13 protein-coding genes are annotated in these 13,779 nt (G+C 55.8%); 11 read left to right on the top strand and 2 right to left on the bottom strand.

Features of this window, described 5'->3' with window-relative positions; translation table 11 throughout:
- The first annotated feature begins 363 nt into the window (after nucleotides 1-363).
- The 5 genes from gcvT to PAT9B_RS16065 all read left to right on the top strand — a co-directional run bounded on the left by gcvT (nucleotide 364) and on the right by PAT9B_RS16065 (nucleotide 6,491).
- Entirely contained in the window at nucleotides 364-1,461 is a 1,098-nt protein-coding gene (gcvT, locus tag PAT9B_RS16085; RefSeq protein WP_013510333.1) for a glycine cleavage system aminomethyltransferase GcvT, read from the top strand.
- Between the two features lie 20 nt (nucleotides 1,462-1,481).
- A complete protein-coding gene (gene gcvH, locus PAT9B_RS16080; RefSeq protein ID WP_013510332.1) occupies nucleotides 1,482-1,868 on the top strand; it encodes a glycine cleavage system protein GcvH in 387 nt (128 codons plus the stop codon).
- 84 nt (nucleotides 1,869-1,952) lie between these two features.
- Nucleotides 1,953-4,826 carry an aminomethyl-transferring glycine dehydrogenase gene (gene gcvP / locus PAT9B_RS16075; protein ID WP_013510331.1) on the top strand — a complete coding sequence of 958 codons (2,874 nt, stop codon included), beginning with the start codon at nucleotides 1,953-1,955 and terminating at the stop codon, nucleotides 4,824-4,826.
- A 60-nt stretch (nucleotides 4,827-4,886) separates the two neighbouring features.
- Nucleotides 4,887-5,630: an SDR family oxidoreductase gene (locus tag PAT9B_RS16070; RefSeq protein ID WP_013510330.1), complete on the top strand. Its 744-nt coding sequence runs from the start codon at nucleotides 4,887-4,889 to the stop codon at nucleotides 5,628-5,630.
- Nucleotides 5,631-5,837: 207 nt separating this feature from the next.
- Nucleotides 5,838-6,491, top strand: a complete 654-nt coding sequence (locus PAT9B_RS16065; protein ID WP_013510329.1) for a hemolysin III family protein — start codon at nucleotides 5,838-5,840, stop codon at nucleotides 6,489-6,491.
- 34 nt (nucleotides 6,492-6,525) lie between these two features.
- Here the strand turns inward: PAT9B_RS16065 and ygfZ are convergent, their stop codons facing one another.
- Nucleotides 6,526-7,509: a tRNA-modifying protein YgfZ gene (gene ygfZ, locus PAT9B_RS16060; protein WP_013510328.1), complete on the bottom strand. Its 984-nt coding sequence runs from the start codon at nucleotides 7,507-7,509 to the stop codon at nucleotides 6,526-6,528.
- A 226-nt stretch (nucleotides 7,510-7,735) separates the two neighbouring features.
- Between ygfZ and sdhE the strand changes: the two genes are divergently transcribed.
- A complete protein-coding gene (gene sdhE / locus PAT9B_RS16055; protein ID WP_013510327.1) occupies nucleotides 7,736-8,002 on the top strand; it encodes an FAD assembly factor SdhE in 267 nt (88 codons plus the stop codon).
- Nucleotides 7,977-8,378: a protein YgfX gene (locus PAT9B_RS16050; RefSeq protein WP_041525843.1), complete on the top strand. Its 402-nt coding sequence runs from the start codon at nucleotides 7,977-7,979 to the stop codon at nucleotides 8,376-8,378. Before sdhE ends, PAT9B_RS16050 begins: the two co-directional genes overlap by 26 nt.
- Nucleotides 8,379-8,464: 86 nt before the next feature.
- Here the strand turns inward: PAT9B_RS16050 and fldB are convergent, their stop codons facing one another.
- The gene (gene fldB, locus PAT9B_RS16045; protein WP_013510325.1) at nucleotides 8,465-8,983 is read right to left on the bottom strand and encodes a flavodoxin FldB; all 519 of its coding nucleotides are present in this window, start codon (nucleotides 8,981-8,983) and stop codon (nucleotides 8,465-8,467) included.
- 102 nt (nucleotides 8,984-9,085) lie between these two features.
- Here fldB and xerD point away from each other — a divergent pair, with 102 nt between their 5' ends.
- The 4 genes from xerD (at nucleotide 9,086) to prfB (ending at nucleotide 13,771) form a co-directional block, all read left to right on the top strand.
- Nucleotides 9,086-9,979: a site-specific tyrosine recombinase XerD gene (gene xerD, locus PAT9B_RS16040; protein ID WP_013510324.1), complete on the top strand. Its 894-nt coding sequence runs from the start codon at nucleotides 9,086-9,088 to the stop codon at nucleotides 9,977-9,979.
- A gap of 22 nt (nucleotides 9,980-10,001) precedes the next feature.
- Nucleotides 10,002-10,715, top strand: a complete 714-nt coding sequence (dsbC, locus tag PAT9B_RS16035; protein WP_013510323.1) for a bifunctional protein-disulfide isomerase/oxidoreductase DsbC — start codon at nucleotides 10,002-10,004, stop codon at nucleotides 10,713-10,715.
- A gap of 6 nt (nucleotides 10,716-10,721) precedes the next feature.
- A complete protein-coding gene (recJ, locus tag PAT9B_RS16030; RefSeq protein ID WP_013510322.1) occupies nucleotides 10,722-12,452 on the top strand; it encodes a single-stranded-DNA-specific exonuclease RecJ in 1,731 nt (576 codons plus the stop codon).
- A gap of 220 nt (nucleotides 12,453-12,672) precedes the next feature.
- A protein-coding gene (gene prfB / locus PAT9B_RS16025; RefSeq protein ID WP_013510321.1) for a peptide chain release factor 2 occupies nucleotides 12,673-13,771 on the top strand; the annotation gives its coding sequence in 2 pieces (ribosomal slippage) (nucleotides 12,673-12,747 and nucleotides 12,749-13,771; 1,098 coding nt in all).
- Nucleotides 13,772-13,779 lie beyond the last annotated feature (8 nt).

Genomic DNA, 13,779 nt, shown 5'->3' with positions numbered 1-13,779 from the left:
GCATCATCGCACCCTTTTTGCGCCTCGTTTGATTTATTCTAATTTCACGCCGGAATTCGCATTACATTTTCTCATGCAAAAGGTTTTCTTTTGCGGTGCCATTGGCCCATGATGAGTGCTGGATTACATTATTTTTCTGTATAAAAGTTAAGTTGTTGTATTTTATGCGTGGCTAATCACACAAAACCAGTGAATTATCCTGCATCCTGTGCGGCGCTTTGCTGACGACCGCGATGGGTTCGCCCTCGTTTTGCTTATGGTTAATTCGGGCGTTCGGTGGTAACGTCAGCGTAAAGAGAACGTTTGCGTCGGCTCAATTGGCGACGCAGGCGCGTCACGCTCACTTGTTTCTACAGGATGGTTATGACTCAGCAAACGCCTCTATTCGAACAGCATCAGGCCTGCGGCGCACGTATGGTGGACTTTCACGGCTGGATGATGCCACTCCACTACGGCTCGCAAATGGATGAGCATCATGTGGTACGCACGGATGCCGGTATGTTTGATGTTTCCCACATGACCATCGTTGACCTGCAAGGCGCTCGCACTCGCGAATTTCTGCGCTATCTGTTGGCAAACGACGTTGCCAAACTGACCCAGCCCGGCAAGGCGCTGTATACCGGCATGCTTAATGCATCAGGTGGCGTCATTGATGATTTGATTGTTTACTTTATGACCGAGGACTTCTTCCGTCTGGTGGTGAACTCGGCCACCCGTGAAAAAGACCTGGCATGGATTGGTGAACACGCGCAGCAGTATGGCATTACCCTGACTGAACGTGACGATTTAGCGCTGATTGCGGTGCAGGGACCCCAGGCCCAGCAGAAAGCGCAGTCGCTGTTCAGCGCAGCCCAACGCGATGCGGTGGCGGGCATGAAGCCGTTCTTTGGGGTGCAGGCGGATGATTTGTTTATCGCCACCACCGGTTATACCGGCGAAGCGGGCTACGAAATTGCGATGCCTGCGGCGGCTGCCGCGGATTTCTGGCAGCGTCTGTTGGCGGCGGGGGTGAAACCGGCCGGTCTGGGGGCACGCGATACGCTGCGTCTGGAAGCGGGGATGAACCTCTACGGTCAGGAGATGGACGAAGGCGTTTCACCGCTGGCGGCTAACATGGGCTGGACCATTGTCTGGGAACCGACCGACCGTGATTTTATTGGCCGCGCGGCGCTGGAAGCACAGCGTGCTGCCGGAACGGAAAAACTGGTTGGTCTGATCATGACCGAAAAAGGGGTGCTGCGTAACGGCTTGCCGGTACGTTTCACCGACGAACAGGGGCAGCCGCAGCAAGGTATTATTACCAGTGGCTCCTTCTCTCCGACGCTGGGTTACAGCATTGCGCTGGCGCGTGTGCCAGCGGGCATTGGCGAGCAGGCGATTGTGGAAATCCGCAACCGTGAAATGCCGGTGAAGGTCACCAAACCAATTTTTGTTCGCGCCGGTAAGCCGGTCGCACAGTAACTTTTTCAGGAGATTTGGCGATGAGCAATGTACCAAACGAATTGAAGTACAAAGATAGCCACGAGTGGGTACGTAAAGAAGCCGATGGCACTTACACCGTGGGCATCACCGAACATGCGCAGGAGCTGTTAGGTGACATGGTATTTGTTGACCTGCCAGAAGTGGGCGCGGTGTTTTCATCTGGTGATGACTGCGCCGTGGCAGAATCCGTGAAGGCGGCTTCTGACATCTACGCACCTCTCAGCGGTGAAATTGTTGCCGTCAACGAAGAACTGGAAAGTTCACCGGAACTGATCAACAGCGACCCGTACACCGACGGTTGGTTGTTCAAAATCAAAGCCAGCGATGAGTCAGAGCTTGACGCATTGCTGGATGCCGATGGTTATAAAAAGACCATCGAAGAGTAAGCGCCAGTAACAGAAGGTGTCGCGTGGCGGCACCTTTCTTTTTTGTCTGTATTAATACCCAGCCCGATTCAGGATTTACTGCTAATGACTCAGACTCTCAGCCAGCTTGAACATAACGGTGCTTTTATTGAGCGCCATATCGGACCTACGCCGGAGCAACAGGCCACCATGCTGGAAGCGATCGGTGCCAGCTCGCTGGAATCGTTGATCGGTTCCATCGTGCCTGCCGATATCCAATTGCCGGGACCGCCCGCAGTGGGTGATGCGGCCACCGAGCAGCAGGCGCTGGCAGAGCTGAAGGCGATTGCCAGTCAGAACCAGCGTTACAAATCCTGGATTGGTATGGGCTATACCGCGGTGATCACCCCTCCGGTGATTCTGCGCAACATGCTGGAAAACCCGGGCTGGTACACCGCTTATACCCCGTACCAGCCAGAAGTCTCGCAGGGTCGTCTCGAAGCCCTGTTGAACTTCCAGACTCTGACGCTGGATCTGACCGGTCTCGATATCGCATCCGCCTCGTTGCTGGATGAAGCCACCGCAGCTGCCGAAGCGATGGCGATGGCAAAACGCGTCAGTAAGCTGAAAAATGCCAACAAATTCTTTATTGCCGACGATATCCATCCGCAGACGCTGGATGTGGTGCGTACCCGTGCGGAAACCTTTGGTTTTGAACTGATTATCGATAACCCAGCCAAAGCGCTCGATCATGATGATCTGTTTGGCGTGCTGTTGCAGCAGGCGGGCACCACGGGTGAAGTGCATGACTACCGTTCGCTGATTGCCGAGCTGAAAAGCCGCAAAGTGGTGGTGAGTGTCGCCTCTGATTTTATGGCGCTGGTACAACTGGAAGCACCGGGCAAGCAGGGCGCAGACATCGTGTTTGGTTCAGCCCAGCGTTTCGGCGTGCCGATGGGCTACGGCGGACCGCACGCGGCATTTTTTGCCAGCCGTGACGAGCACAAACGCTCCATGCCGGGACGTATTATTGGTGTTTCGCGTGATGCTGCCGGTAACACCGCGCTGCGTATGGCGATGCAAACCCGTGAACAGCATATCCGCCGTGAGAAAGCCAACTCCAACATCTGTACGTCACAGGTGCTGCTGGCGAACATCGCGGGCTTCTATGCGGTCTATCACGGACCGGCTGGCCTGAAGCGTATTGCGTCACGTATCCACCGTCTGACCAGTATCCTGGCGACCGGACTGCAAAATGGCGGTCTGAAACTGCGTCACAATAGCTGGTTCGATACCCTGACTGTCGAGGTGGCAGACAAAGCGGCGGTGCTGAACCGTGCACTGAGCTTCGGGGTGAACCTGCGCAGCGACATCCATAACGCGGTGGGCATCACGCTGGATGAAACCACTCGCCGTGAAGACATTCAGGCGCTGTTCGCCATTCTGCTTGGCGATGCGCATGGTCTCGACATTGATGCGCTGGACAGCGTCGTAGCGGCAGAAAACAGTGGCATTCCGGCGGGGCAGCAACGTCAGAGCGCCATCCTCGAACACCCGGTATTCAACCGTCATCACAGCGAAACTGAGATGATGCGTTATATGCACAGCCTGGAGAAAAAGGATCTGGCGCTGAACCAGGCGATGATCCCGCTGGGTTCCTGCACCATGAAACTGAATGCGGCAGCGGAAATGATTCCGATCACCTGGCCGGAATTCGCTGAACTGCACCCGTTCTGCCCGGCAGAACAGGCTTCGGGTTATCTGCAAATGATTGGCCAGTTGTCACAGTGGCTGGTACAGCTGACCGGCTACGACGCGCTGTGCATGCAGCCGAACTCGGGTGCACAGGGTGAATATGCGGGCCTGCTGGCGATTCGCCGCTACCACGAAAGCCGTAACCAGGGCGATCGCCATATCTGTCTGATCCCCAGCTCTGCACACGGCACCAACCCGGCATCGGCACAGATGGCAGGGATGTCGGTGGTGGTGGTGGCCTGTGACAAACAGGGCAACATCGACCTCGGCGATCTGCGCGAAAAAGCGGCGCAGTCGGGCGATAAACTCTCCTGCATCATGGTGACTTATCCGTCAACGCATGGTGTGTATGAAGAGACCATCCGTGAAGTGTGCCAGATCGTGCATCAGCACGGCGGCCAGGTTTATCTTGATGGTGCCAATATGAACGCTCAGGTGGGGATCACCACGCCAGGCTATATCGGCGCGGATGTTTCGCATCTTAACCTGCATAAAACCTTCTGCATTCCGCACGGCGGCGGTGGCCCAGGTATGGGACCTATCGGCGTGAAAGCGCATCTGGCACCGTTTGTTCCGGGCCATAGCGTAGTACAGATTGACGGTGTGCTGACGCAGCAAGGTGCGGTTTCTGCCGCGCCATTCGGCAGCGCCTCGATTCTGCCGATCAGCTGGATGTACATCCGCATGATGGGTGCCGAAGGGCTGAAGCAGGCGAGTTCGGTGGCGATTCTTAATGCCAACTATATCGCCAGTCGTTTGCAGTCAGCCTATCCGATTCTCTATACCGGCCGCGATGGTCGCGTGGCGCACGAATGTATTCTGGATATTCGTCCGCTGAAAGAACAAACCGGTATCAGCGAAATGGATATCGCTAAACGTTTGATCGACTACGGTTTCCATGCACCAACCATGTCGTTCCCGGTGGCGGGTACGTTGATGGTGGAACCAACGGAATCCGAGAGCAAAATCGAACTGGATCGCTTTATCGATGCGATGCTGGCGATCCGTATGGAAATCGATCGGGTGGCTGATGGTGAATGGCCGGCAGAAGACAACCCGCTGGTCAATGCCCCGCATACCCAGATGGAGATCGTCGGTGAGTGGGCGCATCCATACAGCCGCGAGCTGGCGGTGTTCCCGGCAGGCAGCGCTAACAAATACTGGCCGACGGTAAAACGTCTGGATGATGTGTTTGGCGATCGCAACCTGTTCTGCAGCTGCGTACCCATGAGTGAGTATGCATAAGCTACACTGAAGCACATGTTATCGAAGGCCGGGAAACCGGCCTTTTTCTTTGGAGGTAAAATGCAGCTGGCATTAGTCACAGGCGCGAGTCGCGGTATTGGGCGTGCGACGGCGTTATTACTGGCGCAGGCAGGCTATTGCGTGGCGGTGAATTACCGCCAGCGTGAAGCGGACGCGCAACAGGTGGTGGCAGCCATCGCAGCACAGGGTGGCAAGGCGTTCACGGTGCAGGCGGATATCGCTGATGAAGCCCAGGTGCTACGGATGTTTCAGCAACTTGACCGCTACGAGGCGCCGCTGAAAGTATTGGTCAACAATGCGGGCATTCTGTATCAGCAGTGCCGGACCGAAGCGCTGACAGCAGAGCGTATCCAGCGCGTGTTTGCTACCAACGTCACCGGCACTTTCCTGTGCTGCCGTGAAGCGGTGAAGCGCATGGGAACGCATCACGGCGGCAGTGGTGGTGCCATCGTCAACGTGTCATCTGCGGCGGCCAGAACCGGCGCGCCCGGGGAATATGTGGATTACGCCGCGTCTAAAGGGGCGATGGATACCCTTACCCGGGGCTTATCGCTGGAAGTTGCCGCGCAGGGGATTCGCGTTAACGGTGTCCGTCCGGGATTTATTTATACCGACATGCATGCTGACGGCGGTGAACCCGGCAGGGTGGATCGTCTTGCCAGCGTCATCCCGATGGGGCGTGGCGGGCAACCGCAGGAGATCGCCGAAGCGATCCTCTGGCTGACCAGCGATGCCGCCTCCTATATCACCGGCACCACGATTGATGCGGCGGGCGGGCGCTAACCGATCATTTCTCCGAACCGCAGTGGTGCGAGGTAGCGCGCCGCTGCATGTCATCTTCCTGCAACTTTCCCGTTGTCTGATCATGCTGGTTGTAACACTGATTCACAGTTTAATTTAAGCGTACATGTGTACACTGAAATTAATTCTGGTTACTCTGGTGCACAGAAAAAGCACAGTCAGTTTCTTCGTTTTGCGGGACGCACACTCATGGTACAGAACCGTCTTATCGTCCAGGGTTATTCGCTGGCAGAGGAGATAGCCAACAGCATCAGCCACGGAGTGGGCTGCCTGTTTGGTATTATTGGATTGGTGTTGTTGCTGACGCAAGCTGTTGAAATGCAGGCGGATGTCACGGCAATTACCAGCTACAGTTTGTATGGCGGCAGTATGATTCTGCTGTTCCTGGCATCGACCCTTTATCACGCCATACCACACCAAAAAGCCAAATACTGGTTGAAGAAATTTGACCACTGCGCCATCTACTTACTGATTGCGGGCACTTACACGCCATTCCTGCTGGTGGGACTGAAATCGTCGCTGGCAAAAGGGCTGATGATTGTCATCTGGAGCCTGGCGCTGGCAGGTATCATCTTTAAGCTGACCATCGCCCACCGTTTCAAGGTACTCTCGCTGGTGACCTACCTCAGCATGGGTTGGCTGTCGCTGGTGGTGATTTATCAGCTGGCAACGAAATTGTCTGCGGGTGGTGTCTGGTTGCTGGCGGCGGGGGGGATTGTTTACTCGTTAGGCGTGATCTTCTATGTCGCGCGGCGCATTCCCTACAATCATGCGATCTGGCACGCGTTTGTGCTGGGTGGCAGCGTTTGCCACTTCTGCGCTATTTATTTCTATGTAATGTAGCGGCGCGATTAATCGCGCCACGACGGAACCGATATTAATCTTCGAGAGAATAGGGCAGTGGCTGAATGGTCAGCTTGCCCCCCTCATCACTCTCAACCCGCAGCACGCTATCCGGTTCCAGATCGTTATTCATCACCACCTGAATCCACACCTCGCCGTCATCCAGTTGCACGGCGGTCAGCACCGTCCCCGTGCGACGCCACCTGTCGCCCATCTGTAATTCCAGCGAACCATCGGCCTGGGGCAAATGGCTGGCCTGGCCCGCCAGCCAATACAGCGCGCGTTTGTTGGCACCACGGAATTTCGCACGTGCCACCATCTCCTGACCGGTGTAGCAGCCTTTTTTAAAGCTAATGGCATCCAGTGCTTGCAGGTTGGTGGCCTGTGGGATCAACTGGGCGCTGGTGGCGCTGTCGATCACCGGGATACCGGCTTCAATATCCAGTGCCAGCCACTGCATGCTGTCGTTGAACTGGGCATCGCCGGTCAGTTTATCCTTCAGTGCTTCAGCCTGATCCCGCGTGGTGACCAGCAGGAAGCGTTCAGCCGGTTGTGCAAACCACAGCAGGGTGGTGTTGTCCTGTTGTACCACCGGCGTTGTGGCATCCGGCAGCAGCGGGAACAGACCTGCCAGCGCGGTTCGTGCCTGGAAACCGGCCACGCCCAGCAACACGGCATCATCATCAGCGGCAATGGTCACCTTCGCGAACACCGCGTATTTTTTCAGTTCGGTGAGCTGGGTATCGCGCAGATTACGTCGTACCAGGTAGCCATAACCTTCGCCGCGATGGAACAGACGCAGGCTACTCCACATTTTCCCTTTGGCATCGCAGTGCGCCGCCGGACGATGCTGTGCCGCATCCAGCGCGGCCACATCCAGCGTCAGTTGGCCTTGCAAATACGAGGTACTGTCTTTGCCCTGCACCGCAACCAGCGCCCACTCATCGAGTGACATCAGGGTTAAAGGCAGACGAGACGATGCAGTCGGCTGACGAGGGGGAAGGGTAAATATGGGCATGGGTTTTTCCTGATTAATGGGTTCATCCGTAGACAATGTTTCCATGTTAAAAGAGCAGCGCGGCATTGCAACCTGTTTGCGGAACCTGACGCACAAATCGCGTGATAACCCTGCATTGTGTAAAAGGGTTTTGCGCGTTGCTGCACAGCCAGCACAGTGACGCCTGCACCTGCGAAAAAAAGCAGGTACACTGAGCGCCATTGTTTGCCGCTGTGGAATAAGAGACATGGATATTCATGACAAAGCCCGCGTCCAATGGGCGTGCCGTCGTGGCATGCTGGAGCTGGACATCGCCATCATGCCGTTTTTCAAATATGAGTATGATTCGCTGACCGACGCCGATAAGCAGGTATTCGTCGCGCTGCTAAAAAGCGATGATCCGGATTTGTTCAACTGGATGATGAACCACGGTGAACCGGTTGACCCCGAGTTTCAACGCATGGTGAAACTGATTCAGCAGCGTAATCGTGAACGCGGTCCGGTGGCGATGTAAGCTGCATCCCTCGCGCAGCGCCCGGATGTTGCAGGCGCTGCTGCTGTTGTTGTGCTGTGGGTTGGTGGTTGGTCTGCCGTGGCCAGAAGCGTGGCGCTGGGTGAAGGCACCGTTGTTGCTACTGTTGCTGGCGGAGGGCTGGCGTCACCAACGCCAGCTGCAACGGCGCAGTGGCTTGCTTTCGCTGGATCAACAAGGCGTGTGGCAGTGGGATACGATGCGCTGGCACAATCTCCGTGCGCCAGGCTGGTTACCGATTGGCGTGTTGCTGGTGCTGCGTAACGAGCAGGGGCAATGCAGGCGATTATGGCTGATGTATGACAACATGCCTGAAGACAGCTGGCGCAGATTACGCGCCTGCTGTTTAAGCCCGTAGCGGCGCGATTTATCGCGCTCTTTTGACTTTTACGATAGCAAAAATACGCGCGATAAATCGCGCCGCTACATGGCAGGTATCACGCCTTACAGCAGGGCGGCGGTTTCCGTCAGGATCTGTTCGCACCACTGTTCGATACGTTCATCACTCAGTTCGAACTGGTTCACATCATCCAGCGCCAGACCGACAAATTGTTTACCGTCGGCGGTTAACGGTTTCGGGCTGGTGAATTCGTAGCCTTCCAGCGGCCAGTAGCCAACGAACTGCACGCCCATCGGCTGTAGCAGCTCATGCAGCATACCCAGCGCGTCGAGGAACCATTCGCTATAGCCAATCATATCGCCCATGCCATACAGCGCGACAATTTTCCCGCGCAGGTTCAGCGCCGGAATTTGCGGCCAAATCGCTTCCCAATCTTCCTGTAACTCACCAAAGTCCCAGGTCGGGATACCGAGGATCAGTAAATCGTACTGCTCCATCAGTGTCGGATCGTCATCTTTCAGATTGTGCAGGGTGACTAATTCTTCACCAATAAAGTCGCGAATCTTCTCCGCGGTCATTTCGGTATAGCAGGTACTTGAACCGTAAAACAGGCCGATATTCATGCAATTAATGCTCTGTCTGAAACTGACTCTGGCGCAATTGTACCAGAAGCAGGCGCTTTTCAGGCATAATGAGCACGATTTCACACTGGCTGGAGGGAGAAAGTGACAGACAGCGACCTGATCGAACAGTTTCTGGATACGCTCTGGATTGAGCGCAATCTGGCACAAAATACCCTCGCATCGTATCGTCAGGATTTGCAAACCCTTACCGGCTGGCTGCATCACCATGAGCGCACGCTACTGACGCTGGAAGCGCTCGATTTGCAGCAGTTTCTGGCGGAGCGGGTGGAAGGGGGGTACAAAGCCACCAGTTCTGCACGCACCCTGAGCGCCATCCGGCGGTTGTTTCAGTATCTGTATCGCGAAAAGCTGCGCAGCGACGATCCCAGCGCACTGCTTTCCGCCCCGAAACTGCCGCAGCGCTTGCCGAAGGATTTGAGTGAAAGCCAGGTGGAACGCCTGTTGCAGGCCCCCTCAACTGAAATTCCACTCGAACTGCGCGACAAAGCCATGCTGGAATTACTTTACGCTACCGGCCTGCGCGTTTCTGAGCTGGTGGGGTTGACGCTCAGCGATGTCAGTCTGCGTCAGGGGGTGGTGCGGGTGATTGGTAAAGGCAACAAAGAACGCCTTGTGCCAATGGGTGAAGAAGCGATCTACTGGATTGAGCATTATATGACGCATGGTCGTCCGTGGTTACTCAACGGCCAGACGCTGGATGTGCTCTTTCCCAGCAATCGCGCGCAAAAGATGACCCGTCAGACCTTTTGGCACCGCATTAAGCACTACGCTTTGTTGGCGGGAATCGACAGCGAAAAACTGTCGCCGCATGTGTTGCGCCACGCTTTTGCGACACATCTATTGAACCACGGGGCCGATTTGCGCGTCGTACAGATGTTGTTAGGTCACAGTGACCTTTCCACTACCCAAATTTATACGCACGTTGCCACTGAGCGCTTGCGATTGTTACATCAACAGCATCATCCGCGCGCCTGAAACGCGGCAACAAGGAAATGAGATGAAAAAACAGTTAACGATGCTGGCTCTGCTGGTCAGCACCTTCTCCGGGCTGGTTCATGCCGATGACAGCGCCATTCAGCAGGCTTTGAAAAAATTAGGCCTGCAACAGACGGAAATTCAGCCGTCGCCGCTGCCTGGCATCAAAACCGTGCTAACGGAAAGTGGCGTTTTGTACGTCACCGACGATGGTAAACACATGATTCAGGGGCCGTTGTACGATGTCAGTGGCGCGCAGCCAGTGAACGTGACCAACCAGTTGCTGGAGACCAAAGTCAAAGCGCTGGAACCACAGATGATTATCTACAAAGCGCCAAAAGAACAGCACGTGATCACCGTCTTTACCGACATCACCTGCGGCTATTGCCGTAAGCTGCATGAGCAGATGGCTGACTACAACGCGCTGGGCATCACCGTGCGTTACCTGGCGTTCCCGCGTGAAGGTCTGCATGGCCAGGTGGAAAAAGCGATGAAAGCGATTTGGTGCAGTGCCGATCGCAACAAGCAGTTTGATGAGGCGATGAAAGGCAATGCGCCGCAGATGGACGCCCCGGCGACCTGCAAAATCGACCTCGACCAGCAATATAAGCTGGGCATTCTGTTCGGTATTCAGGGCACCCCCGCGATCCTCACCGACAGCGGCATGATGATCCCGGGCTATCAGGGTCCGCAGGAGCTGAAGCAGGCACTCGACGGCCAGAAAAGCGGCGGTTAATCCACAGTGATCCATTCTGTTGAATTGCGTCGGCGTGAACCCCATGCCGACGATACCTTACCTGCCGATTTGCCGCCGCTGCTGCGTCGGCTCTACCTGCAACGCGGTGTACGCGATGCCGCCGAACTCGAACGGGGTGCGAAACATCTGCTGCCGTGGCAAACCCTGGGCGGCATTGATGCCGCCGTGACGTTGCTGCATCAAATGCTGCGCGACGGTCGCCGTATTGTGGTGGTAGGGGATTTTGACGCTGATGGGGCCACCAGTACCGCGTTAACGGTGTTGGCGCTGCGCAGCCTCGGTGGCAACATTGATTACCTGGTGCCAAACCGTTTTGAAGATGGCTACGGCCTCAGCCCGGAAGTGGTGGAGCAGGCGCGCGCGCGCGGTGCCGAGATGATCCTCACGGTGGATAACGGTATCTCTTCTCATGCGGGCGTTGATACGGCACATCAGTATGGCATTCCGGTGCTGGTCACCGACCACCACCTGCCGGGTGACACGCTGCCTGCCGCCGAAGCCATTGTTAACCCGAATCTGAACGACAGTGATTTTCCCTCCCGCGCCCTGGCCGGAGTGGGCGTTGCCTTCTATCTGATGCTGGCTTTGCGCGCCTATCTGCGTTCGCAAAACTGGTTTAGTGATGGCCGAACGGAACCGAACCTGGCGGAATGGCTTGATTTGGTGGCGCTGGGCACCGTGGCTGACGTGGTGCCACTTGATGCCAACAACCGCATTTTGGTATGGCAAGGGCTGAGCCGCATCCGCGCCGGGAAATGCCGTGCGGGGATTCGTGCTTTGCTGGAAATCGCCAATCGCGATGCACGACAGTTGGTGGCGAGCGATTTAGGCTTCGCAATCGGCCCGCGCCTCAATGCAGCCGGGCGTCTGGATGATATGTCAGTGGGTGTCGCCTTGTTGCTGACCGAAGACATCACCGAAGCACGCATGCTGGCAAACGAGCTGGATGCGTTGAACCAGACGCGCAAAGAGATCGAGCAGGGCATGAAAAGCGAAGCGCTGGCGTTGTGTGATGCGCTGGAGCGACAGCACACCGATTTGCCGCTCGGTCTGGCGTTTTACCATCCCGAATGGCATCAGGGGGTGGTGGGTATTCTGGCTTCCCGCCTGAAAGAGCGTTTCCACCGTCCGGTGATCGCCTTCGCGCCAGCGGGTGACGGCACGCTGAAGGGGTCCGGCCGCTCGATTGCTGGTTTGCATTTGCGTGATGCGCTGGAACGTCTCGATACCCTGTTTCCTGGCCTGATGATCAAATTCGGCGGTCACGCGATGGCAGCCGGTTTATCGTTACAGGAAGCACGCTACGAAGAGTTTCGTCAGCGCTTTGCCGCGTTGATTGATGAATGGCTGGACGGCGAAGCGTTGCAGGGGGTGATTTGGTCAGATGGCGAATTGCGTGCGCAGGAGTTTTCGCTGCAAACCGCCGAGCTGCTGCGTGAGGCAGGTCCGTGGGGCCAGGCCTTCCCTGAACCGGTATTTGATGGGCGTTTTAAACTGCTGCAACAACGGCTGGTGGGCGAACGTCATCTGAAAGTGATGGTGGAGCCGATCGGCGGCGGTCCGTTGCTGGATGGGATCGCGTTTAACGTCGATACTACCTTGTGGCCCGACAGTAGCGTGCGTCAGGTTGAGTTGGCCTACAAACTGGACATTAACGAGTATCGCGGCAACCGTTCGGTGCAGCTGATTATCGACCACCTGTGGCCGCTGGCATAACCAGGTACTAACATTGTCCCCTAAATAATTCGAGTTGCAGGAAGGCGGCAAGCCCGCTCATCCCCGGGAGCTTACATGAGTAAGTGACTGGGGTGCGCTGGCGTAGCCAACGCACCTGCAGCTTGAAGTATGACGGGGATACAAAGTGAGCGCGCTTTCGGTTAGACTAGCGCGTTAGATTTTTCTCCTCTCACGAATCGTCAAAAAAGACTGAAAAGCCATGTTTGAAATCAACCCGGTCAAAAACCGTATTCAGGACCTCACCGAGCGCAGCGACGTTCTTAGGGGGTATCTTTGACTACGATGCCAAGAAAGAACGCCTCGAAGAAGTAAACGCCGAGCTGGAACAACCTGACGTCTGGAACGAACCTGAGCGTGCGCAAGCGCTGGGTAAAGAGCGTTCATCGTTAGAAATCATCGTCGGCACCCTGGATCAAATGTATCAGGGGCTGGAAGATGTGCAGGGTCTGCTGGAGCTGGCGGTTGAAGCCGACGACGAAGAGACCTTCAACGAAACCATTGCTGAGCTGGATGGTCTGGAAACCAAGCTGGGTGAACTGGAATTCCGTCGCATGTTCTCCGGCGAATACGACAGCGCCGACTGCTATATCGATCTGCAAGCCGGTTCCGGCGGCACCGAAGCGCAGGACTGGGCCAGCATGCTGATGCGTATGTATCTGCGCTGGGCCGAAGCGAAAGGTTTCAAAACCGAGATTATTGAAGAGTCAGAAGGTGAAGTGGCCGGTCTGAAATCTGCCACTATTCGTGTTTCTGGCGAATATGCTTTCGGCTGGTTGCGTACCGAAACCGGCGTACATCGCCTGGTGCGTAAGAGTCCGTTTGACTCCGGCGGTCGCCGCCACACCTCTTTCAGCTCTGCCTTTATCTATCCGGAAGTGGATGACGATATTGATATCGAAATCAACCCGGCGGATCTGCGTATTGACGTATACCGTGCTTCAGGCGCGGGTGGTCAGCACGTTAACCGCACGGAATCTGCGGTGCGTATCACCCACATTCCGACCGGCACCGTGACCCAGTGTCAGAATGACCGTTCGCAGCATAAGAACAAAGATCAGGCCATGAAGCAGATGAAAGCGAAGCTGTATGAGCTTGAGATGCAGAAGAAAAATGCTGAGAAACAGGCGGCGGAAGATAACAAATCTGACATCGGCTGGGGCAGCCAGATCCGTTCATACGTTCTGGATGATTCGCGCATCAAAGATCTGCGCACTGGCGTAGAAACCCGCAACACCCAAGCGGTGTTGGATGGCGATCTCGATCGTTTTATTGAAGCAAGTTTAAAAGCAGGGCTATAAGGAACCGA

Source organism: Pantoea sp. At-9b, from assembly GCF_000175935.2.
Classification (GTDB): Bacteria; Pseudomonadota; Gammaproteobacteria; order Enterobacterales; family Enterobacteriaceae; genus Pantoea.
Note: the sequence above shows the minus strand (reverse complement) of the source record. Positions and strands in the feature narration are given on the sequence as shown.